Raw genomic sequence first — 26,033 nt, 5'->3', positions numbered from 1 at the left:
CTACTTCACTTTTTATTAATTACGAGCCCATTAAAATTTTGATTTAGTTCCCAAACCCGAATCAAAATAAATTAAAATATCTACTTCTGTTTTTTATTGATTTCATGTTTATTAAAATTTTGATTTAGTCCCCAAACTTGAATCAAGACAAATTAAAAATCTACTTCTGTTTTTTATTGATTTCATGTTTATTAAAATTTTGATTTAGTCCCCAAACTTGAATCAAGACAAATTAAAAATCTACTTCTGTTTTTATTGATTTCATGCCTATTAAATTTTGATTTAGTTCCCAAATCTAAATCTATATTAAAGCTGTCTATGCCTACACAACTATTTGTTAAGCTATTATCAAATTGAAGATTTAGTTAATTATTTGTCCCACGTAAAAATCAAGAATATGATACCTAAAACTACACTAAACCTATTTAAAGATTTTTTTCGAATATTATTCAAAAAGCAATCTTATTTTAAACTTCTTTTTTTGAAAAAAGTTCGTCTTATCCCATTTGAAACTTCATACACCTTTTTTTAGCGTATAAATCTTCAAAATCTTTTATAAAAGACTGTTTTTAGTTTACTTCAAACTGTAAAAACTTTAAAAAATTAAAGGTGCTCATCTTAAAGCGTATTACTCATTGAATATTCAATTTATTGAATTTCGACAAGTAAAATTCATCCTTTTTTTGACCATAAAATGTAAATACTTTAGAGTAATTACTCATTTGCCATGCTTTAATAACTGATTCATATAGAATAATTGTTAAGAATCTTTTCTCATACTATTTAGGTTATTAACCTTAAAATAATTCAAAATGAAAACAAAATCTACTCATTTTAAAAAAATATATTTATTGCTATTTTTTTGTGTTTTGAGTATTCACAGTGTGCTTAATGCGCAAACAGTAATAGATTGTCACTGTACTGCTGGAGATACAAATGTTCTAAAAGTAGAACTAGTTTCATCTAATTTAAACCCAACATCTACTGGTGATAATGACAAATACCTTCCCTTAGGTTCGTCCTGTTCAATGGGTGATAATTTAAATGGATTAATTAAGTTTACAATTAGTCAAAATGCAACTACACGTTATGGAACTAATATTTATGCAGATGTTTATATAAATAATGCGTTTTTAAAAACTATTCATACTTGTAATCCTGCTCAAACTACTGGAGATTTTGTAATATATCTTGATGCTGCTGCAGATTTAATAACTTGGTCATGTGCAACAAATATTACTTTAAAAAATGTATTTCTTGGATGGGGTAATTCTTCTGGTAATAATGCTTGTACAGGTGGAAACGATAACAATAGATGTTATACTTCACCCCATTGTTCTAAGAATGCTTCTGAAACCAATTATGTAGTTATTACTCCATTAAATGCAAGTTTTAACACTACAAGTACTTGTGTCGGAAACAATGAATTAAAAGACATTACCTTTACTAGTACGTCAACTGGAGGAACAACTCCTTATCAATACAAATGGGTTATATTTGATGGTACAACAACTACAACAATTGACTATTCAGCAAATAATTCATATACTTATACACCTACAAATAATCATGATTTAGATGTTACTTTATATGTTAAAGATTCAAGCAACCCACAAAAAAATTCAAGTATATCACAAACAGGAATTGCAGTAGGAACTTGCTGTACGACACCTGTCATTACAAATAAAACAGCAAATATATGTTCTAATACTTCTTTCAATATTAATCCAACAACAGGTGGTGGTGACACTGTCCCTGCTGGAACAACTTATACTTGGACAACCCCTGTAAGTAATCCCGTTGGAGCTATAACTGGAGGTACTTCACAAGCTACTGGAATTACTGGACCTATAAGTCAAACTCTAATAAATGGATCAACTAATTCTGCTACTTTAACTTATACAGTCATCCCAAAATCAGGATCTTGTACTGGGATTCCATTTAACATCGTAGTTACCGTAAAATCTTCTTTTACTTTGGGAGCAAGTAACTCAACCAATGTATCTTGTTTTGGAATGGCAAACGGATCTGCTTCTGTTGGTACTATAATAGGTTCTACAGGTACAATAAATTATATATGGAAAAATTCCTCGAATGTAACTGTTGGTACCAACGCAACAGTTAATAATCTGCCTCCTGGAACTTATACAGTAACTGTTACTGATGACTGTTCTTCAAAATCTAATTCAGTAACCATTACGCAACCTGAAGTTGCAGTTTCAGTGAGTGGTATCGTTACCAATGCCACTTGTTTTGGACAAGCCAATGGATCTATAGCAGTAACTAGCAGCCAAGGATCAACAGTAGTGATTACTAATGAGGCAAACCAAGTGGTTACTAATACCAATTTACCTGCTGGAATTTATACACTAACCGCTTCTGCTCCCAACGGAAACAGTAACGGCTCCTGTACTGCAATAGCTCAGGTAACCATCACTCAACCAACTGCTGCTTTGAGCGCATCAATTACTTCACAAACTGATGTACTTTGTTTTGGAAATAATACTGCCAGTGTAACCGTAGCAGGTGCTAATGGAACTGCTCCTTATACTTATTCTAAAGATGGAATCACTTTTGTATCCAGCGGGGTGTTCAGCGGACTTATTGCTGGAAATTATACCATTACTGTAAAAGATGCCAACGCCTGTGCCACAACACAAGCGGTAACCATCACTCAACCAACTGCTGCTTTGAGCGCATCAATTACTTCGCAAACCAATGTGTTATGTTTTGGAAATAATACTGCCAGTGTAACCGTAGCAGGTGCTAATGGAACGGCGCCTTACTCTTATTCTAAAGACGGAATCACTTTTGTATCTAGTGGGGTATTCAACGGACTTATAGCGGGAAATTATACAATTACTGTAAAAGATGCCAACGCCTGTGCCACAACACAAGCGGTAACTATCACTCAACCAACTGCTGCTTTGAGCGCATCAATTACTTCGCAAACCAATGTGTTATGTTTTGGAAACAATACTGCCAGTGTAACCGTAGCGGGTGCCAACGGAACGGCTCCCTATACTTATTCTAAAGATGGAATTACTTTTGTATCAAGCGGGGTTTTCAGCGGACTTATAGCGGGAAATTACACTATTACCGTAAAAGATGCCAACGCCTGTACTACAACACAAGCAGTAACCATTACTCAGCCAACTGCTGCTTTAAGCGCATCTATTACTTCACAAACCAATGTGCTTTGTTTTGGAAACAATACTGCAAGCGTAACAGTGGCGGGTGCCAATGGAACGGCTGCATACTCTTATTCTAAAGATGGAATCACTTTTGTGCCTAGCGGGGTATTCAGCGGACTTATTGCTGGTGCTTACACTATTACTGTAAAAGATGCCAACGCCTGTACTACAACACAAGCGGTAACCATCACTCAGCCGACTGCTGCATTAAGTGCATCAATTACTTCACAAACTGATGTGCTTTGCTTTGGAAACAATACTGCCAGTGTAACCGTAGCAGGTGCCAACGGAACGACTCCCTATACTTATTCTAAAGACGGAATCACTTTTGTCTCAAGCGGGGTATTCAGCGGACTTATTGCTGGTGCTTACACTATTACTGTAAAAGATGCCAACGCCTGTACCACAACACAAGCGGTAACCATCACTCAGCCAACTGCAGCATTAAGTGCATCAATCAGTTCACAAACTGATGTACTTTGTTTTGGAAACAATACTGCCAGTGTAACCGTAGCGGGTGCCAATGGAACGGCTCCTTACTCTTATTCTAAAGATGGAATCACTTTTGTCTCAAGCGGGGTATTCAGCGGACTTATTGCTGGAAATTATACAATTACCGTAAAAGATGCCAACGCCTGTACCACAACACAAGCGGTAAACATCACTCAGCCAACTGCAGCATTAAGTGCATCAATCAGTTCACAAACTGATGTACTTTGTTTTGGAAACAATACTGCCAGTGTAACCGTAGCGGGTGCCAATGGAACGGCTCCTTACTCTTATTCTAAAGATGGAATCACTTTTGTCTCAAGCGGGGTATTCAGCGGACTTATTGCTGGAAATTATACAATTACCGTAAAAGATGCCAACGCCTGTACCACAACACAAGCGGTAATCATTACTCAGCCAACTGCTGCATTAAGCGCATCGATTACTTCACAAACCAATGTGTTATGTTTTGGAAACAATACCGCCAGTGTAACCGTAGCGGGTGCCAACGGAACGGCTCCCTATACCTATTCTAAAGACGGAATCACTTTTGTCTCAAGCGGGGTATTCAGCGGACTTATAGCTGAAAATTACACTATTACTGTAAAAGATGCCAATGCTTGTACTACAACACAAGCGGTAAGCATCACTCAGCCAACTGCTGCTTTAAGCGCATCGATTACTTCACAAACCAATGTGCTTTGTTTTGGCAATAATAACGCAAGCGTAACAGTGGCTGGTGCCAATGGAACGGCTCCTTACACTTATTCTAAAGATGCTACAACCTTTGTAGGCAGTGGCGAATTCAGTGAACTTATCGCTGGTACTTACACTATTACAGTAAAAGATGCCAACGGATGTACTACAACGCAAGCGGTAAGCATCACTCAGCCAACTGCTGCTTTAAGCGCATCGATTACTTCACAAACCAATGTGCTTTGTTTTGGCAATAATAACGCAAGCGTAACAGTGGCTGGTGCCAATGGAACGGCTCCTTACACTTATTCTAAAGATGGAATCACTTTTGTATCCAGCGGGGTATTCAGCGGACTTATTGCTGGTGCTTACACTATTACTGTAAAAGATGCCAATGCCTGTACCACAACACAAGCGGTAACCATCACTCAGCCGACTGCTGGATTAAGCGCATCGATTACTTCACAAACCAATGTGCTTTGTTTTGGAAATAATACTGCCAGTGTAACCGTAGCGGGTACCAATGGAACGGCTCCATACTCTTATTCTAAAGACGGAATCACTTTTGTGCCTAGCGGGGTTTTCAGCGGACTTATTGCTGGTGCTTACACTATTACAGTAAAAGATGCAAATGCCTGTACCGCAACACAAGCAGTAACCATCACTCAACCAACTGCAGCATTAAGCGCATCAATTACTTCACAAACTGATGTGCTTTGTTTTGGAAATAATACTGCTAGCGTAACCGTAGCGGGTACCAATGGAACTGCTCCATACACTTATTCTAAAGACGGAATCACTTTTGTATCAAGCGGTGTATTCAGCGGACTTATTGCTGGAAATTATACAATTACCGTAAAAGATGCCAACGCCTGTACCACAACACAAGCGGTAATCATTACTCAGCCAACTGCTGCATTAAGCGCATCGATTACTTCACAAACCAATGTGTTATGTTTTGGAAATAATACTGCTAGCGTAACCGTAGCGGGTACCAATGGAACTGCTCCATACACTTATTCTAAAGACGGAATCACTTTTGTATCAAGCGGTGTATTCAGCGGACTTATTGCTGGAAATTATACAATTACCGTAAAAGATGCCAACGCCTGTACCACAACACAAGCGGTAATCATTACTCAGCCAACTGCTGCATTAAGCGCATCGATTACTTCACAAACCAATGTGTTATGTTTTGGAAATAATACTGCTAGCGTAACCGTAGCAGGTGCCAACGGAACGGCTCCCTATACTTATTCTAAAGACGGAATCACTTTTGTATCCAGCGGTGTATTCAGCGGACTTATAGCGGGAAATTATACAATTACTGTAAAAGATGCCAATGCTTGTACTACAACCCAAGCGGTAATCATTACTCAGCCAACAGCTGCTTTAAGCGCATCGATTACTTCACAAACTGATGTGCTTTGTTTTGGAAACAATACTGCCAGTGTAACCGTAGCGGGTACCAATGGAACTGCTCCTTACACTTATTCTAAAGATGGAATCACTTTTGTCTCAAGCGGGGTGTTCAGCGGACTTATAGCGGGAAATTACACTATTACTGTAAAAGATGCCAACGCCTGTACAACAACACAAACGATAACTATTACTCAGCCAACTGCTGCATTAAGCGCATCGATTACTTCACAAACCAATGTGTTATGTTTTGGCAATAATAACGCAAGCGTAACAGTGGCTGGTGCCAATGGAACGGCTCCTTACACTTATTCTAAAGATGCTACAACCTTTGTAGGCAGTGGCGAATTCAGTGAACTTATCGCTGGTACTTACACTATTACAGTAAAAGATGCCAACGAATGTACTACAACGCAAGCCGTGACCATCTCAGAACCCGAAGTTACTGTTTCAGTGAGCGGTATTGCTACCAACGTCTGCTGTTTTGGAAAATCCGATGGATCTATCGCAGTAACTAACAGCGCAGGATCAACAGTAGTAATTACCAACGAAGCTAATCAAGTGGTTTCTAATACCAATTTGCCTGCTGGAATTTATACCCTAACCGCTTCGGCTCCAAATGGAAACAATAATGGTTCTTGTACTGCAACATCTCAAGTAACTATCACTCAACCTGAAGTTGCTGTTTCAGTGAGCGGTATTGCTACCAACGTTTGCTGTTTTGGAAAATCCGATGGATCTATCGCAGTAACCAACAGCGTAGGATCAACAGTAGTGATTACCAACGAAGCTAATCAAGTGGTTTCTAATACCAATTTGCCTGCTGGAATTTATACTCTAACCGCTTCCGCTCCAAATGGAAATAATAATGGTTCTTGTACTGCAACGGCTCAGGTAACTATCACACAGCCTGAAGTGGCTGTTTCAGTAAGTGGTATCGCTACCAACACCATTTGTTTTGGAGAGTCCAATGGATCCATAGCAGTAACTAACAGCGCAGGATCAACAGTAGTAATTACCAACGAGGCAAACCAAGTAGTTTCTAATACCAATTTACCTGCTGGAATTTATAGCCTAACCGCTTCGGCTCCAAATGGAAACAATAATGGTTCTTGTACTGCAACATCTCAAGTAACTATCACTCAACCTGAAGTTGCTGTTTCAGTGAGCGGTATTGCTACCAACGTTTGCTGTTTTGGAAAATCCGATGGATCTATAGCAGTAACCAACAGCGTAGGATCAACAGTAGTGATTACCAACGAAGCAAACCAAGTAGTTTCTAATACCAATTTGCCTGCTGGAATTTATACCCTAACCGCTTCGGCTCCAAATGGAAACAATAATGGTTCTTGTACTGCAACATCTCAAGTAACTATCACTCAACCTGAAGTTGCTGTTTCAGTGAGCGGTATCGCTACGAACGCTACTTGTTTTGGAGAGTCCAATGGATCCATAGCAGTAACTAACAGCCAAGGTTCAACAGTAGTAATTACCAACGAGGCAAACCAAGTAGTTTCTAATAACAATTTGCCAGCCGGAATTTATACGCTAACTGCTTCTGCTCCTAACGGAAACAATAATGGCTACTGTATTGCAACGGCTCAAGTAACTATCTCACAACCTACTGCACCCTTAAGTGCTACTGCTGTAATTATAAACAATAATAATTGTACTAATTGCAATAATGGTTCAATAAATCTTAGTGTAACCGGAGGAACAGATCCTTATACTTTCTTGTGGTCAAATGGAGCTACCTCTGAGGATATTTCAAACTTAACTAAAGGAATATACAGTGTTGAAATAAAAGACAAAAATGGTTGTAAATCGAATTACACTTTCGAAATTTATGAATCAAGTATAAACATCACTAAAGATGGTAATTATGTAGACACTAATCAAGATGGAATTACCAATGTAGGTGATGTAGTTACTTATAACTTCGTAATTAAAAATACCGGAAACCTAACATTAACTAATATAAATGTAACTGATAACAACGCAGTGATTACTGGCGGACCAATTACAACATTAACAGCCGGATCTACAGATTCGACTACATTCTCAGGTTCACATATTATCACTCAAAATGATATCAATATTGGATATGTTTACAACTTAGCAATAGCAAATGCTAAAGATCCCGAAGATAAAACAGTAATTGATACTTCTTCTGATCCAACACCTTGTACTACGTGTCCGATCGAACCTGAATGTACCAATTGCACTATTACAATTTTAAAACAAACTCCTGGATTGACCGTATTAAAAACAACTACTACTGAAAGTTTTAGTAAAGTTGGAGATATCATTAACTACTCAATTATTATCAAAAACACTGGTAACCTAACTTTGCATCAAATAGTTGTCAAAGATCCACTTACAGGATTAGATACTACTATCGCTACTTTAGAACCAAATGCTAGTTCTGTGTATTTACAAAGCTACACGGTAACCCAACAAGATTTGAATAAAGGCTCAGTAACTAATGTAGCAACAGCAAACGGATTAACACCAAGTAACAATCCTATTAGCGCTACAGATGATGAAATAGTTAACGAAAAAACAAATCCGATTGATGCTGTTAATGATAATGCAGGAACAGTGGTTGGTGTGAACCAAATTACACCAAATGTAATTAACGTATTTACGAATGACACTTTAAATACATTAGCTGTAAATCCGACCGATGTAATTTTAACAACTGTGACATCAAATCCATACTTACAATTGAATCCAAATGGCTCAATAGATGTATTACCTGATGCTCCTGTGGGTACACAAACAATGACGTATCAAATTTGCGAAAAATTAAACAACACCAATTGTGATACTGCCACTGTAACTGTTATTATACAGGCGCCAACTATGAAAATATCTGGAGAAGCTATTTGTATCAATGATGTTCCTTATTTTAATTATACAGCAACCGCAGATAATTTCACTCCCGTAAATGGATTAACATTAACTTGGTCTGATAGCAATAATAATATAATTGCAACAATGCCCAATTTGCCATTAACTGGTAGAATATTATGGCCTGGTGCTACTGTTGATCAAAACGGAAATGGTACCGATTGGCCAGGTTGGGTTTTCGAAAATGGCAAATGGAGCGAAAGCGCCGATGGTTTTCAAGGTCTTAGACCAAATGCTACAATAACATTCACCTTAAATCCAAGTCAGGTAATTACTGTAAATTATCCGCCATCAGATCCATTTTGTACCTCTAGACCAACATTCAAAATTGATGCTGTTAATGATACTGCTGGACCTATAAACGGTATAAATGGTGCTACTAATGTGCTTAATGTACTTAATAATGACACTTTGAATACTGTTGCTGTAAACCCAGCCGATGTTAAATTGACTTTGGTTACACCTGATCCTACTGGTTTTATGACAATGAATCCGAATGGTTCCATAGATCTAAAAAACAGTACACCTGCAGGAATTTATACTTTGGTGTATCAAATTTGTGAAATTGCTGACAATGGAAATTGTGATTCAGCTACCGTAACCATAACCGTTATTTGTAACAATACAACCAAAATTGATGGTGTTGTTTTTAATGCGGCAACAAACGCTCCTTTAGCAAATGTACCAGTAACCTTAGTTCCGCAAGGGACTACAACTGGACCAATTCTTATTAGAATAACAAATGCACAAGGACAATATAACTTTACTGGTGTTATTCCTGGTGATTATTTGGTACAAGTTCAAGATGCTAATTTAAATTCAGCCTATCAACTCTATCCTGTCGATTCTAGTTTGTTCTTTACAACTTTAGAAAACTGTAAATATCAGGCACATAATTTCGCATATGACAAATCAGACTTGCCAGTCTTAGGAGATTTTGTTTGGTATGACATTAATAATAATGGTATTCAAGATGAATGGTTTGATGCGAATAATGATAATTTGGTTACTAAAAACATTCCCGATGCTAATGGCTCTTTCGATTACAGTAAATGGGAATGGATAGACCTTAACGGTGATGGAAGCTATAAAGGTCCATTAAACGTGGGAGAATTAAATGCCGCTGGTTTTGGTAATGCAAAATCTCCAAATATTTTTGTAACTGGCCCTAATAATTATAATAAAAGTGTCATTATTGGTATCCAAGGTTTCTGGAGAAACAGACCAGATGCAGGAGTATATGGAGATTATAAAGTAGAATTAAAAATGGATGCCAACTTAGAAGCACAGTCATCTGCAATGAGTGCTACAGGATTGGTAAAAGTACTACCAAAAACCAATAAAACAGACGATACCAAAAAAACTAGTAAATCAGCAAAATTTGAAGTTTGCGGACCAACAAATGCAAACCCACAAACCGCTACTCTGACCGCTACTAATCAGGTTAATTTAGATATTGATTTTGGTATTAGTTGCAAAATGTTTGCAAACATCCAAGCTACAAGCGACACATACAATGTAACTCAATGTTCTATAGCAAATGAAATTAGAAATGCATTAAGTAATGATTTACTCGATGGCCTACCAGCTAATATTAATGATTTTAAATTTAAATTATTAACTAGTTTGCCTCAAAACGTTGCTATTGATCTAAACGCAAATGTTTCTTTTGTAGAGGGCGTATCACCAGGTCAATACATATTAGACTATCAAGTTTGTGAAGCAGCAAATCCTACAAATTGTTCAACAGCAAAAATTACTATAAACGTTGCAGGAATTACTCCAATTATGATAGCAAGTACTGCTTGTAATGCCGATACTTCGCTTATAGACCTCAAAAAATTATTACCGGAAGGTTTTAATACTAATGGTAGCTGGATTGACACCGATAAAACTGGAGTATTAGTTGGAAATACTTTTAACGCACTTGGAATACCTCTCAACAATTACAAATTTGAATATAAAATTGGGGATAATTGTCCAAGTAGCGTCATCTTAACAATGAGTATTAACGATGATTGCAAAGTACTGCCTTGTAACTCAATTATTGTCCATAACGCTGTTTCTGCAAATGAAGACGGCAAAAATGATTATTTCCAAATTGAAAACTTAGAAAATGATTGTTATAAAAATTTCAAAGTAGAAATATATAATCGCTGGGGTATATTAATTTTTGAAAGAGAAAATTATAACAATGAAGGTAATGCATTTAGAGGCCGTTCTGAAGGTAGAACAACAATTAATAAAAATGAAGGTTTACCAACAGGTACTTACTTCTATATATTAAATTATGACACTGTTGATGGAGAAGGTAAAACTATAAATATTAAAAAAGATGGTTACCTCTATTTAGTAAAATAAGCCACCTAAAAATACTCTGAGTAAATACAACTCAGAGTATTTATCTCTTCCATTAAAATATTTAAAATAAAATATAAGTCCTCAAAATTAAGCGCTATTACAAAATAGTTCTTTTAACCAACAAAATAGCTAACCATGAAAACAAAATTATTTTCACTCGTTATTATGTTTACTGCAATTGCAAGTTTTGCACAACAAGATGCTCAATTTACTCAATATATGTATAACACCATAAATATAAATCCTGCTTACGCTGGTTCAAGAGGAGCATTAAGCTTTTTTGCCCTGCATCGTACACAATGGGTTGGTCTTGATGGTGCTCCAATTACAAATACGATATCAGTAAATACGCCTTTCAACAATAGTAATTTAGGGCTAGGCCTTTCAATTATAAATGATGAAATTGGACCATCAACTTCTAATTCAATATCAGCTGATATTTCATATACGCTCCAAATGTCAGAATCATTAAAACTATCATTTGGGATAAAAGGAACAGCAAATCTTTTGAATATAGATGTAAATAAATTAAACCCTGGCGATCAAACAGATCCTGAATTTCAAAATTTTGGCAATGATTTTTCTCCCAATATTGGTGCTGGTATTTATTTACATTCAGACAAAGCCTATCTGGGGTTTTCTGTTCCAAATTTCATAGAAACTGATGCTTATAATGATAATGACATTGCCATTTATAAAGAGAAAATCAATTATTATTTAATAGGTGGTTATGTATTCGACTTATCTCCTTCGATAAAATTCAAGCCTGCATTTATGGCTAAACTGGTAGAAGGTTCTCCTTTACAAGTTGATCTTTCTGCAAATTTCATGTTAATAGATAAAGTAACTGTTGGTTTAGCCTATAGATGGAGTGCAGCAATGAGCGCTATGGTAGGTTTACAAATATCGGATGCTTTCTATCTGGGATACTCTTATGATTTTGACACAACAGCATTAGATAACTATAATTCAGGTACTCACGAAATATTCTTGCGTTATGAAATATTCAAGAAAAACAGCAAAATGGTAACTCCAAGATTCTTCTAAATCAATAAAATAGAAATTAAGAGGAATTAAAACAGATTAGATATTTAATTTAAACCAGATATCATGAAAAATCAGATGCTCCTTTACATGCTAATCGTGAGTTTATCTTCATTTAATTATTGGCCGCTACAAAGTCAAATTTCATCAAGTGAAAAAAAACTCCAGCCAACAAAAACAACTTCTTCAACAATGAATAATACTATAAGAAAGATAAAATATTATCATGTTGAAGAAACCGTTTCCTTAAAATTTGGCGGTTACAAAAGTGAATACGATGTAACCAATCCAAACATAATAAACACATATGATCTAGGTCCAAACGGCACTAGGATAATAACTGCAATTTATGAAGATGAGGTCCAACCAGAAAAACTTGTTCTTAAGCCTGACACTATATTAAATGTAAAAAAAACAGGCTCACTTTCAATCTCTGATGCTCCCAAAAAGGATAGTATTTATGCTTACATCGATATAATAAAAACCTACGAAAGAGTCTCTGACCAAGGATATGAGTCTATAGAAATGCTGAAAAAATTAGGCAATTCATACTTTTTTAATGATGAATTTGAAAAAGCTGAAAAATGTTATAATAAATTATTTAACATCACTGCGAACTTGGAGCCAGACTTTTATTACCGTTATTCAATTATTTTAAAATCAATGGGTAACATTCAAAAGTCTGAAGAATTTTTAAAAAAATTCCAACAATTATCCAGTATTACATCTAGGCAATGATCCTAAAAAGTCCAAAATCCAATTTATAGATTTCTAAAAATAAAGATTATGAAAAACATTGCAATACTTTACCTGACTATACTCAATCTTTTTGCAGTTTCTATATATGCCCAAAAAGGAAAAATAGCAAGTGCAGATAAAAAATACGATAATTATGCCTATATCGACGCCATAAAAACGTATGAAAGAGTTGCTAATAAAGGCTATGAGTCTCCAGACATGTACCAAAAAATAGGGAATGCCTATTTCTTCAATTCCGAGCTAGATCAAGCGGCCAAATGGTATGAAAAATTATTTGCCCTAAAAACAACTGTTGATCCGGAATATTATTACCGATATGCCTATTGCTTAAGATCTATAGGTCAAGATGATAAAGCAAATGAAATGTTGTCAATATACAATCAGAAAACTGGATATACTGGCAAAGGAGAATATTATAGCAAACAAGTAAATTATTTAGATAAGATAAAAGCAAATTCAGGCAGATACAAAATAAAAGATGCCGGAATCAATACTAAATATTCCGATTATGGAAGTTCTTTTTATAATAATGACAAATTAGTCTTTACATCATCAAGAGATACTGGAAGTTTAGGCCAAAGAAAACACACCTGGACGGATCAATATTTTACTAATCTGTATGAAACTAATTTAACAGCAGATTCATTAACTCCAGTAAAAGCAGTCAAATTTGCTAGAGGCGTTAAATCAAGATTTCATGAGGCAAGTGCAGTATTTTCTAAAGATGGAAAAACAATGTATTTTACTCGAAATGATTATTTGGAAGGAAAAAAAGGAAAAAATGAAGACAAAATTACTTTACTTAAAATATACAAAGCTAGTTTTATAAACAATGATTGGACAAATGTTATGGAATTACCATTTGATAGTAACAATTACAAAACGGGACATCCCTCACTAAGCCCAGACGAAAAGACTTTATATTTTGTTTCGGATATGCCGGGAGGATTTGGTGAATCTGACATCTATAAAGTAAGCATCAACAGTGATGGATCTTATGGAAAACCCGTAAATCTGGGAAATGTAATCAATACTCCTGGAAAAGAGACATTCCCGTTTGTAACCGATGAAAATGAAATTTATTTTGCTTCAGACACGCATCCCGGAATTGGTGGCTTAGACATATTCGTATCCAAAATAAATCCAGATGGAACATTTGATGAGGTTCAAAATGTTGGTACCGACGTAAATTCTCCTCAGGATGATTTTGCCTATTTGATCAATACAAAAAATAGAATTGGATTTTTCTCTTCAAATAGAACAGGCGGAAAAGGCTATGATGATATCTATCAATTTTTGGAAACCAAAAGAATCAAAACAAAATGTAAACCAGAATTAAATGGAGTTATTACCGAATCGACTTCAAACCAAATGATTTCCAATGCCAAAATAACTCTTTATGATGGTCAGCATAAAGTAGTAAACACAACTGAATCTGATCAAAATGGACAGTATTCATTTCCTGTCGGAGACAAAGGCACTTATAGCGTTAGAGCTGAAAAACAAGACTATGCCACTATAGAAAAAACGGTCACAATAAAAGAAGATGACTGCAAAACTCAATTGGATTTGGCCTTTGAAAAAGCTTTATGCAAAGTAGAAGTCGGTGATAATTTAGGTAAATGTTTTGGAATCAAATGGATCTACTTTGATTTAGACAAATCGGATATTAGACCTGAAGCCACATTAGATTTAGCCAAAATATTAGATGTAATGGGGCAAAATCCAAACATGAAAATAGATGTTCGTTCACATACTGATAGCCGAGCTTCTTTCCATTACAATGAATCCCTTTCAGATAGAAGAGCAAAATCTACTATAGATTGGTTAATTAAAAACGGAATAAATCCAAACAGGCTAACAGGAAAAGGATATGGTGAAACTCAATTAGTCAACAAATGCTCTGATGATGTAATATGTACTGAAAAAGAACATCAAGAAAATAGACGAAGCGAATTCATTATTAAGGCTTTATAAACTCAGTAATCCTAAAAACAAAAAATCTACCATTTGGTAGATTTTTTTTGTAATAATTTAATAATATTCAATACTTTATATTTTTATAAATATATTAGTATAATACTTTTTGCCAGTAGCTGGATTCTCTCTAATTGAAATACCAAAATGAGTAAAATCACCTTCTATGTTTTGTTTGTGACCTTCACTTTTTAGCCAAGCATCAAATGCTCCTTGCGCGCTATTGTAATTGTAAGCAATATTTTCGCTTACCTTTTTTGCGCCTAGCACTTTCATTAGATCGGTCGAACGAGCTTCAAAATCATTATGATTTACAACATTGTTAGCAATCATGTATTCATCATGCTCTTCTGATATAGAGGAAATATGATCGATTTTTTCAAGAGCATTTAAGCCAACACTTACTCTATAACTATTTATTAAAGCCAACGTTTCTAATTCCGTAGAACTATACTCGTAGTTTAAAACGATTCCAGAAGTATTAGCTGTATCCGCAGTTGAATCATCATCAGGAGCAGTACAAGAAACTAAAAAACATAAAATAAGAACGAAAAATGAAAAACGATAAAATTTAAAATTCATGACAATAGGTTAGTTGTAAAAATCAAAGCAGTTCAGGGGGGGACAAACTACTTTAACGTTAATTATTTGTAAATTCGAGTGCAAAGAAACTTACATAACATTATATTACAAAAAAAAATCGATGAACTACATCAAAAAAAAAAAACCTAACCAATTGTCTTACAGTCTCTAAAACTTAAGGTGCCAAGCGAGAAATTTTCCAAGAATAATCTTTCGTTAATTTATATCGAATACGATCATGTAACCGATTTGGTCTTCCTTGCCAAAATTCAACTTCCATTGGAACAACCAAAAAGCCGCCCCAATGCTTGGGTCTAAGAATTTCCTTACCTTCAAAATCATTTTCTAATTGCTTCAAATTTTCTTCAAGATAATTTCTGGAAGGAATAACCTCACTTTGATTAGAAACTATCGCACCAAGTTTACTACCATCGGGTCTAGATTCAAAATAACCATCCGAATTATTTTGTGAAGTTTTCTCAGCAATCCCTTTTATTATTACTTGACGCTCTAAACTTTCCCAAAAAAATGAAATACATACATTTGGATTATTAGCTATTGCCCTACCCTTTTCAGAATTATAATTAGTATAAAAAACAAATCCTTCTTCACTAAATTTTTTCAATAAAACGACCCGTGATTTAGGAAAACCATCTAATCCTATTGTCGAAACTGTCATCGCATTAACTTCTCCAGCTCCTTCAAATGCTTCAACCTCATGAAACCATCTATTGAAAAGATTTATTGGATCCTCTGGAATTGAAGATTCCGATAATTCACTTTTTTCATATGATTTTCTATAATTGCTTAAATCACTCATTGTTTAGATTATTAGATTATTGGACTTTTTGATTATTGGATTATTGGATTTTTTGAGCACTGGACTTTTTATTATTAAAACACTTCCTTTTTAAATTTAGTATCTAGTATTCTAAAAATCCAATAATCTAAAAATCTAAGTGTACATTTTAAAATTCAAAACTTTTACCATCTTCTGCCAATACTACTTCTTTAAAAATAGTTTCAGCTTCTAGCTTAAATAAGCCAATACTATCATATCGAGTAGAATAATGACCTAAAATTAATTGTTTTACATTTGCTTTCAAAGCAATTCTAGCAGCCTCTTTAGCGGTAGAATGCATTGTTTTAGACGCCAAACTTTCCTCTGAATCTAAAAAAGTAGACTCATGATACAATACAGAAACATTTTCAATTATTGGAATAATAGCTTCATTGTATTTGGTATCAGAACAAAAAGCATAACTCATAATTGGATCTGGGTCAAAACTCAAATTGCTATTGGCTATCACCCGACCATCGTCAAGGGTAATGTCTTTTCCGTTTTTGATATTCTGATAATAACAAGTATCGATTTCATAATCACGGACCGCATTCGTATCGAGTTTGCGCTCCCCCATTTTTTCCTGAAATAAAAATCCATTAGTATAAACACGATGCTTCAGTGGAATCGTTTTAACAATCACTTTTTCATCCTCATAAATAATTTCACTTTCTTTCGATTCCAATTCATGAAAGAATAATTTATAATTTGTCCATGAATTTGATAGTTTTAATTGCAAATCAATTATTTCTTTTACCCCTTTTGGTCCATAAATATGCAAATCATTTGTTCTTCCTAAAAGTGCAAAAGTAGATATCAAACCTATTAGTCCAAAAAAATGATCCCCATGCAAATGAGAAATAAAAACATGATTAATTTTTGAAAATTTTAATTTGTTTTTACGCAATTGAACCTGAGTACCTTCTCCACAATCTATTAAAAAAAGTCTGTTTTTAATTTCTAAAACCTGTGAAGTCGGATTCGTTAAAGTACGAGGAGTAGCGGCATAACAGCCTAAGATGGTAAGTTTCAATTCTTTTGTTTTGTTTAATCGTTTAACTGTTTATTTGTTTAATCGTAAAAGGTCTGTTTAAAAATAAAATTCTAGAATTTTTAATTGTAAAATTACTCACACTAAACTAGTGTGTCAAAAAACGATTAAACAAATAACCGATTAAACAAATAAACAAATAAACGATTAAACATTTTTAAAAACCTAAGTCTCTTTCAATTTCGTCCATTTCAATTAAATCATGTGCTTCCAATTGAGTCGGTACAACGACAATAGATCGGGGAACTTTATTAAAATCAATATTCTCGGCAACAAGAACTAATGATTTTTTTACTTTTTTATGTTTTTTGATCAAATCCGAAAAAATAGAAATCGACTTCACATCGACAGATGCATCATGTGAAATATCTAAAATAAGATTATGGTCATTAAAGGTATTGTATTGGCTATTTATTTTTTCTAAAAAAGCCACAATATCTCCCTCGGTATCTTTAATTGTGATGGTATGTCCTTTGGTAGTAACTTTCATATATGAAAAATTTATTGAATTTTTGAAGCCAATAAATAGATAACGGCCATTCTAATAGCAACTCCATTCTCTACTTGATTTAAAATCACCGATTGTTGTGAATCGGCTACATCACTTGTAATTTCAACACCTCTATTTATTGGTCCAGGATGCATAATTACAATTTCTTTATCTAATGAATCTAGCAAAGCTTTGTCTACTCCATATTGCTGAGCATACTCCCTAGTTGATGGAAAAAAATTCACATCCATTCGTTCATTTTGGACTCTTAACATATTTGCTACATCGCACCATTCAAGTGCTTTACGCAAATTAGGTTCAACAGTTACTCCAAGTGATTCAATATATCTCGGAATGAGTGTTTTTGGTCCACAAACTTTAACTTCTGCACCTTGCATTTGCAAAGCATATATATTAGAAAGAGCAACTCTAGAATGTAAAATATCACCAACAATCACTACTTTTTTCCCTGCAACATCTCCTAGCTTTTCTCTAATTGAGTAACTATCTAACAATGCTTGAGTAGGATGTTCGTGAGCTCCATCTCCTGCATTTACAATACTTGCTTTAACATTTTTAGACAAAAAATAAGCTGCTCCAGGATTTGAATGTCGCATGACAACCATGTCCACTTTCATCGAAAGAATATTATTTACAGTATCAATTAGTGTTTCTCCTTTTTTTACGGAAGACTGTGCAGCTGAAAAGCTAATAACATCTGCGGATAATCTTTTTTGAGCTAATTCAAATGATAACTTAGTACGGGTACTGTTTTCAAAAAAAATATTAGCAATTGTAATATCGCGTAACGAAGGTACTTTCTTTATAGGTCGATTAATAACTTCCTTAAAATGATCGGCTGTTTGAAAAATCAGGTTGATATCATTTTCATTGATATATTTAATACCTAATAAATGATTTACACTTAATTCGCTCATTGTTTATTTATTTGTTTATTCGTTGAATCGTTAATTCGTTAAATTGTTTTTTTTACTTGGCTTTGCTTGGTCATTAATTTGTTTAATATTAATAGTTAAAACAATTAAATATTAAACGATTAAACAGTTAAACAATTTAACTAGTGACTAAATAAACACCATCTTCACCATCTTGCTCTGCCCAACAAACTTTTACCTTTCCGCCACTAATTGCATCCACCTGACGGCCACGAAAATCGGGCTGAATAGGTAAATCTCTGCTAAAACGTCTATCTATTAAAGTTAACAACTCTATTCCAGAAGGTCTTCCAAAAGATTGAATTGCTGTTAAGGCCGCACGAATACTGCGTCCTGTATACAACACATCGTCGATGAAAATAACTTTTTTATTTTCTACCAGAAAATCAATTTGGGTTTTATTAGCTTCCAATGGTTTATTTGTTCTACGGAAATCATCTCTAAAAAAGGTAATATCCAAATAACCTAAAGAAACATTTGGTATATTATATTCGTTTTTTAATACTTCCTTCAATCGTTCTGCCAAAAAAGTACCTCTAGGTTGAATTCCAATTAATACTGTATCTAAAAAATCAAGATGTTTTTCAATTAATTGACAGGCCAAACGATGCAGAATGATATTGACTTCTTTTGAAGTAAGCAATACTTTTTGACTCATAATAAAATGTAGTTTGTTAGCAAATATACGAAATCAGAAGCATACCCCACAAAAAATATATTTCAATAAAAAGAAAAGAATTTACATTTTTAAAAAATTATCTTATTGCGAATTATTCGAAGAAAATAAAAAATTAGAACAAAATTCGGTTCTTTTATTTTTACTTTTTTAAAATCTATAAAATTGAAATGATACAACAACTGACTTTAATTGTATAAATTCAAAGCTAGTTAAATCAATTAATTTTGGTAAACTAAATCAAACACTATGAAAAATATAATAAACAGAATTTTAGTACTTAGCATAGTACTTTTTTCATTTACGAGTTGTGAAGTTATCGGCGGAATTTTCAAAGCTGGAATGGGTGTCGGAATCTTTATTGTCGTTGCTATTATTGCTCTAATTATTTTTGTTATCAGCAAATTCTTTGGAGGTAGTAAATAAAGTTTTATCATTTTACATCATAAAAAAAACTCCTATAATTTTTAAAATCATAGGAGTTTTTTAGTTTTATAAAGTCTAAAAATTAAGAATACATTTTGGTTCTCAATTCCTGTACACCTTCATTATCCAAATATTCGTCGAAAGTCATATATCTGTCAATAGCACCTTTTGGTGTTAACTCCACTACTCTATTACCAACAGTCTGTGCAAATTCGTGGTCATGCGTTGTAAAAATAATTGAACCTTTAAAGTTTTTTAATGAATTATTGAAAGCGGTAATCGATTCCAAATCTAAGTGATTCGTTGGTTCATCTAGCATTAAGACATTTGCTCTTTCCATCATCATTCGAGATAGCATACAACGTACTTTTTCTCCTCCTGACAATACATTACAAGTTTTTAAAGCTTCCTCTCCAGAGAAAATCATTTTACCTAGAAAACTTCTAATATTTACTTCATCCCTTTCCTCTTCCGTTTTTACCCATTGACGCAACCAATCTACAAGAGAATAATCATTTTCAAAAAACGAATGATTATCACCTGGCAAATATGCTTGATTAGTTGTAACTCCCCAATCATACGTTCCAGAATCTGCAACTTGATTTCCGTTTAGAATTTCATAAAAAGCAGTAGTAGCTCTAGAATCTTTAGAGAAAAGAACAATTTTATCTCCTTTTGCCATATTCAAATCTACTCCTTTAAAAAGCAAATCACCATCAACAGAAGCACTCAAATTTTGAATATTTAAAATTTGATCTCCAGCTTCACGTTCCTGATCAAAGATGATCGCGGGATAACGACGACTAGATGGTTTAATATCTGAAATATTTAATTTAGAAATCATTTTTTTACGAGAAGTAGCTTGCTTTGATTTGGCCACATTCGCAGAAAAACGACGAATAAATTCTTCCAATTCTTGTTTCTTTTCTTCAGCTTTTTTGTTTTGTTGTGCACGTTGTTTAGCAGCTAATTGGCTTGATTCATACCAAAAAGTATAATTCCCAGAATAATGGTTTATTTTACCAAAATCAATATCTGAAATATGTGTACAAACCGAATCCAAAAAGTGTCTGTCGTGAGAAACTACAATTACTGTATTTTCATAGTTTGCCAAGAAATTTTCTAACCAAGCAATAGTTTCAAAATCCAGGTCATTGGTAGGCTCATCCATGATTAGTAAATCTGGATTTCCAAATAAGGCTTGCGCCAAAAGCACACGGACTTTAATTTTTCCTTCCAAATCTCCCATTAAAGTATAATGGTTATCCTCTGTAATTCCAAGATTTGAAAGCATTGAAGCAGCATCTGAGTCGGCATTCCAACCATTCATTTCTTCAAATTGCACTTGTAATTCCCCTATTCTATCTGCATTTTTATCATTATAATCAAGGTAAAGCGCATCCATCTCTGTTTTCACAGCATACAAAACTTTATTACCCATCATCACGGTTTCTAATACCGTATGTTCGTCAAACATGTTGTGGTTCTGATTCAAAACCGACATACGTTTTCCTGGCTCCAAATGAATATGTCCCGAAGTAGGATCCATGTCACCTGATATTATTTTAAGAAAAGTAGATTTTCCAGCACCATTGGCTCCAATTACTCCATAAATATTTCCGTGCGTGAAAGTTGTATTTACTTCGTCGAACAAAATTCGTTTGCCAAACTGAACTGATAAATTATTGACTGTTAACATGAATGTCTTTTTATTAAAATTTTGTGCAAAAGTAGTAAAAAAGGTTCAGAGGTGCAAAGAAACTAAGATCCTAAAGTTTTTTCATTTTTTAAAATTTAAAATAAAAAACCTGGCAACGAATTACCAGGTTAAATAGTTGTTCTCAAAGAAAAACAACGCTAATTCAAAACAAAGAAATAAAAGAAAAAAACAAATAACTAAAATCAATCTTAACGAATACAACTTTACATTTTGAATTTAAATTTATGCTTGAACTAATTTTTTCAAGCTATTATATACTGTTAGTTCAACATCAGCATGTTCTTTCGAATTACATTTTTCAAGTAAATTATTTAATGTAGTGGTATCTACATTTTCTTTTTTACTAATCTTAAGCAGAAGCTGTTGAGAAATATCATTTAAACTTTTAGACAATGGTAATAAAGGTTGAACAAGCGGTGCATTCTTACTCAAAGCAATTAAATCAGAATCCATTTTAATCCATTTGTTTAAATAATTCTCAACTCTAGTTTGATTTTCAATAGATTTATTATTTAAAAAATCAGTAACAGCTTGGTTAAATTCTAAAGAATCAAAAGCGTCTGGTGTACAAATATCAGCAAACAAAGTCAATGGAGAATACATCTGATATTCGGTGCCTCCCTTGTTTCTTGTATATCCTTTTAGTGGTTCACAAACATTAGATAAATCAAGTAAAGCATCACTTTTTTGATTATTGCTAACATTTCGCAACAAGCCTTCTTTACTTTTTAAATGGGTTAAGCCCAACTCTTCCAATCTAAAAGAAACTGTTTTCAGTCTTTTACGTAAGCTATTAATATCAGTAACATTTTCATTGGACCAAAAACGTTCAGCAATAGCGGCTGCTCTAGGCCAAATTCTGGAATCAATTGTTGCTGGTGAAGCTAATTCGCTCCACATTGTTGCTTCACCACCCAAAATTCTAGCTTTTTCTTCATCTGTCAATACGGCATTTTTAGGCATTGGATCTACTGCATAATGATTTTCAACTCCATACATTAAATCAATATAAAATCCATTAGACAAAACTGTTTTATATCCGCCTTTTACTGCATCAACTAGTGATTTACCCGCAGGGACTCCTTCATTTGCCCCTTTCCAAGAATGGATAATGGCATCTTTGGACATGTTTTTGGTCATGATTTCTTCCCACCCCATCAAGACTTTATTATGTTTTTTTAGCATTGGAACCAATTGCATTGTAAAATAGGTTTGCAATTCATGATTGTTAGCCAAATTATGTTTCTTCTTGAATTCTTGAATTTTAGGATTAGAATCCCAATCTTTACCTTCGTTTTCATCACCCCCAATGTGAAAAAACTTACCAGGAAAAAGTGGGCAAACCTCATCAAAAATAGAACTTAATAACTCGTATGTTTTTGGGTTTGAAGGATCAAGTGTTGGACTAAAAACTCCCGCATTTCTCTCTATACCATACGTTTGAACTTGTTTAAATTGTTGCCCTTTTTCACCAGAACCAACATTCAGATTCACCACTTTGCTACCTATTTCTGGGTAAGCCGTCAAAATAGCTGATGCATGTCCTGGAACATCAATTTCTGGAACTACCTGGATTCCTCTGTCAGCGGCATATTTTATAACATTCTTAATTTCTTCTTGCGTATAATAATTCCCATCCGATGCCATTTCAATTAACTTCGGGTGTTTTTTCATTTCAATTCTCCAACCTTGATCATCTACCAAATGCCAGTGAAAAACATTCATTTTTACAGCAGCCATTCCATCCAAATTTCTTTTAATTACATCAACTGGCATAAAATGTCTTGCGCCATCAATCATTAAACCTCTCCAAGTAAATCGCGGAAAATCTGAAATCTTTGAAACTGGAAAATAAAAAGAATTACTATTGTTTTGTAACAACTGTAACAACGTTTCTAGGCCGTGCAATGCTCCAACATCGGTAGTAGCATTTAATGTAATTTTGTTTGGAGTAACATCTAACAAATAACTTTCATCCTCATAAAGTTCAATTTTTGCATTTCGAACGCAATTAATTTGCAATTGAGCATCTGGAACTTCATTTAAACCAGTTATAAATCCTTGGTTAAAAAACATTCCTGTTCTTCCATCCAATCTTCTCAAAAAATTAGTTGCTCCTACAAATATTCTAGAATTTGGTGCACCAGTAATGTTTACTTTAAAATTCTTTGTTACTACAAAAGCCCCTTCGCTAAGTACAATATTTTGAGGCCATGGCATCATATTTAATTGTTCTTTAGAAACTTGTGCTGAAGAAATAATGGAGGAAAATAAAAAAATTAGAATGTATTTCATTTTTATAGGAGAAATATATTAGAAAAAAGGTGAATTAATGCTGAACTCCAAACTAGTTAGTTCAAGAGTAGAATCCAGTATTTAATAAAAAACAGAATTGTGGTATTTTGGTATTTTTAGTACTCAAAACGTTTAAAAGCTTCAATTGCTTCATATTCAGCCAAACCTAAAGCATCGTATATTTTGGCTGTATTTTTATTTCGATCCTCAGCTCTCACCCAAAATTCTCGAGAGTCATTACCTTGGAACATTACTCTATCTTTTTGAGACTGATGATATAAAATGGCTTGTCTTTTCAGCATAACTTCGTCTGGACTTAATGGAACAGCCATGTCAATTTCATGAATATCCCATTCGTGCCAAGCTCCTCTGTACAACCACAACCAACAGTCATTCATAAATGGTTTTGATTTTAACTCTTTCATGGCTGCAAAAATGGCATTCAAACACACTTCATGCGTACCGTGCGGATCAGCTAAATCTCCTGCAGCAAAGACCTGATGTGGCTTAATTTTTTCTATAATATCTTTTACAATGGCAATATCTTCTTGACCTAGAGGTTTCTTTTGCACCATTCCAGTTTCATAAAATGGCATGTCCAAAAAGTGTGTGTTTTCATCTTTTAATCCAATATATCTCGTAGCAGCATAGGATTCACGTCTTCTTATCAATCCTTTTAATTTACGAACCTCAAGAGAATCACTTTGCCCTTGTGTTTTAGAATTAATAAAATCAATTACCGATTTAAAATTAATTCCTGATTTATCGCCCTCAACAAAATCATTACATACTTCGGCAAATTTTAATGCTTCATCATCCGTAACAGCAATATTTCCAGAAGTTTGATATACTACATGAACATCATGTCCTTGTTTAATTAATTTAGCAAAAGTTCCTCCCATAGAAATTACATCATCATCTGGATGTGGACTAAAAAGAATAACTCTTTTTTTAGCTGGATTTGCTCTCTCTGGACGGTGAGAATCATCCGTATTTGGTTTACCTCCTGGCCATCCCGTTATTGTATGTTGCAATACGTTGAACATATTAATATTCAAATCATAAGAAGAACTTCCTGAAGCTAATAAATCAGACATTCCATTGTTATTGTAATCTCTATCAGTCAATTTTAAAATCGATTGATTGGTATGTTGGCAAAGCCAAACAATTGCTTTACTTTTTAATTCAGGTGTCCAAATACACTCTCCTACTAGCCAAGGCGTTTCTAAACGAGTTAATTCTAAAGCAGCACCTTGATCTAAAACAAAAGTGGTGTTATTATGATTTTGCAAAAAAGTAGCAGGAACTTCAGGACTAATTTCACCTTGAATAGTTCTTTTAATAATGGAAGCTTTGTTTTGCCCCCAAGCCATCAGCACAATTCTTTTAGATCTAAGAATTGTTGAAACTCCCATTGTAATTGCTTTTTTAGGCACATTACTAATTCCATTAAAATCTCCCGAAGCATCTACTTTCGTAATATGATCCAACGTAATAATTCGTGTTCCTGAATTGATATGCGATCCAGGCTCATTAAAACCTACGTGACCGGTACGCCCAATTCCTAATAATTGAAAATCAAGCCCACCCGCTTTTTTAATATTCATTTCATAATCAACACAAAACTGATTTAAGTCTTCTAAATCAACGGTTCCGTCAGGAATATTTATATTTTCAGGTCTGATATCAACATGATTAAAAAGATGTTGGTGCATGAAATAATGATAACTTTGATTACTCTCCTTTGGCATAGGATAGTATTCATCTAAATTGAAAGTAATAACATTGTCAAAACTCAATCCTTCCTCTTTGTGCATACGAACCAATTCTTGATACACTTTTATTGGAGATGAACCAGTAGCCAAACCTAATACACATTTTTTATTCTTTTCTTGTTTGGTACGAATCAGGTCCGCAATTTCTTGAGCAACGATTATTGAAGCATCTGCAGCATTTTTAAAAATTACGTTGTGGATTTTTTCAAAACGGGTGTCTTCAAACTGACCTGCTTTTTTGAAGCTTATGTCATTACCTAAGTTTGATGTAGTTCTCATGTTTTTTTATTATAAATTTTATTAGAAATCATTATGTAATTATCCTTATTTGACTCTAATAAAGGTACATATATCTTCTATTTAAATTAA

At 34.0% G+C, this 26,033-nt stretch carries 14 protein-coding genes; 5 read left to right on the top strand and 9 right to left on the bottom strand.

Annotated features, from left to right (window positions below; all coding sequences use genetic code 11):
* The first annotated feature begins 812 nt into the window (after positions 1-812).
* The 4 genes from ACUN3A_RS17445 to ACUN3A_RS17430 all read left to right on the top strand — a co-directional run bounded on the left by ACUN3A_RS17445 (position 813) and on the right by ACUN3A_RS17430 (position 14,852).
* Positions 813-11,072 (top strand): DUF7507 domain-containing protein, encoded by a 10,260-nt coding sequence (locus ACUN3A_RS17445; protein ID WP_445552561.1) that lies wholly within the window; start codon positions 813-815, stop codon positions 11,070-11,072.
* A gap of 135 nt (positions 11,073-11,207) precedes the next feature.
* A complete protein-coding gene (locus ACUN3A_RS17440) occupies positions 11,208-12,119 on the top strand; it encodes a PorP/SprF family type IX secretion system membrane protein (RefSeq protein ID WP_445552560.1) in 912 nt (303 codons plus the stop codon).
* Between the two features lie 63 nt (positions 12,120-12,182).
* Entirely contained in the window at positions 12,183-12,854 is a 672-nt protein-coding gene (locus ACUN3A_RS17435) for a tetratricopeptide repeat protein (RefSeq protein ID WP_445552559.1), read from the top strand.
* Between the two features lie 48 nt (positions 12,855-12,902).
* The gene (locus ACUN3A_RS17430) at positions 12,903-14,852 is read left to right on the top strand and encodes an OmpA family protein (protein WP_445552558.1); all 1,950 of its coding nucleotides are present in this window, start codon (positions 12,903-12,905) and stop codon (positions 14,850-14,852) included.
* Positions 14,853-14,927: 75 nt separating this feature from the next.
* On the opposite strand, the gene ACUN3A_RS17425 is transcribed toward ACUN3A_RS17430, so the two are convergent.
* From ACUN3A_RS17425 to pyrR, 6 genes are all read right to left on the bottom strand, one after another.
* Entirely contained in the window at positions 14,928-15,434 is a 507-nt protein-coding gene (locus ACUN3A_RS17425) for a CAP domain-containing protein (protein WP_445552557.1), read from the bottom strand.
* A 175-nt stretch (positions 15,435-15,609) separates the two neighbouring features.
* A complete protein-coding gene (gene pdxH, locus ACUN3A_RS17420) occupies positions 15,610-16,254 on the bottom strand; it encodes a pyridoxamine 5'-phosphate oxidase (protein ID WP_445552556.1) in 645 nt (214 codons plus the stop codon).
* Between the two features lie 148 nt (positions 16,255-16,402).
* Positions 16,403-17,308 carry a ribonuclease Z gene (locus ACUN3A_RS17415; RefSeq protein ID WP_445552555.1) on the bottom strand — a complete coding sequence of 302 codons (906 nt, stop codon included), beginning with the start codon at positions 17,306-17,308 and terminating at the stop codon, positions 16,403-16,405.
* 175 nt (positions 17,309-17,483) lie between these two features.
* Entirely contained in the window at positions 17,484-17,816 is a 333-nt protein-coding gene (locus ACUN3A_RS17410; protein WP_445552554.1) for a ribonuclease Z, read from the bottom strand.
* 11 nt (positions 17,817-17,827) lie between these two features.
* Positions 17,828-18,754 (bottom strand): aspartate carbamoyltransferase catalytic subunit, encoded by a 927-nt coding sequence (locus ACUN3A_RS17405; protein WP_445552553.1) that lies wholly within the window; start codon positions 18,752-18,754, stop codon positions 17,828-17,830.
* A gap of 136 nt (positions 18,755-18,890) precedes the next feature.
* Positions 18,891-19,430, bottom strand: a complete 540-nt coding sequence (pyrR, locus tag ACUN3A_RS17400; RefSeq protein WP_445552552.1) for a bifunctional pyr operon transcriptional regulator/uracil phosphoribosyltransferase PyrR — start codon at positions 19,428-19,430, stop codon at positions 18,891-18,893.
* Between the two features lie 267 nt (positions 19,431-19,697).
* Here pyrR and ACUN3A_RS17395 point away from each other — a divergent pair, with 267 nt between their 5' ends.
* Positions 19,698-19,874: a hypothetical protein gene (locus ACUN3A_RS17395; RefSeq protein WP_445552551.1), complete on the top strand. Its 177-nt coding sequence runs from the start codon at positions 19,698-19,700 to the stop codon at positions 19,872-19,874.
* An 82-nt stretch (positions 19,875-19,956) separates the two neighbouring features.
* On the opposite strand, the gene ACUN3A_RS17390 is transcribed toward ACUN3A_RS17395, so the two are convergent.
* From ACUN3A_RS17390 to nagB, 3 genes are all read right to left on the bottom strand, one after another.
* A complete protein-coding gene (locus ACUN3A_RS17390) occupies positions 19,957-21,573 on the bottom strand; it encodes an ABC-F family ATP-binding cassette domain-containing protein (RefSeq protein WP_445552550.1) in 1,617 nt (538 codons plus the stop codon).
* Positions 21,574-21,816: 243 nt separating this feature from the next.
* Positions 21,817-23,889, bottom strand: a complete 2,073-nt coding sequence (locus tag ACUN3A_RS17385) for a beta-N-acetylhexosaminidase (RefSeq protein ID WP_445552549.1) — start codon at positions 23,887-23,889, stop codon at positions 21,817-21,819.
* A gap of 116 nt (positions 23,890-24,005) precedes the next feature.
* Positions 24,006-25,943 (bottom strand): glucosamine-6-phosphate deaminase, encoded by a 1,938-nt coding sequence (gene nagB, locus ACUN3A_RS17380; RefSeq protein WP_445552548.1) that lies wholly within the window; start codon positions 25,941-25,943, stop codon positions 24,006-24,008.
* Positions 25,944-26,033: the final 90 nt, after the last annotated feature.

The organism is Flavobacterium sp. WC2509 (assembly GCF_052683105.1).
This window is presented reverse-complemented; position numbering and strand designations above follow the sequence as displayed.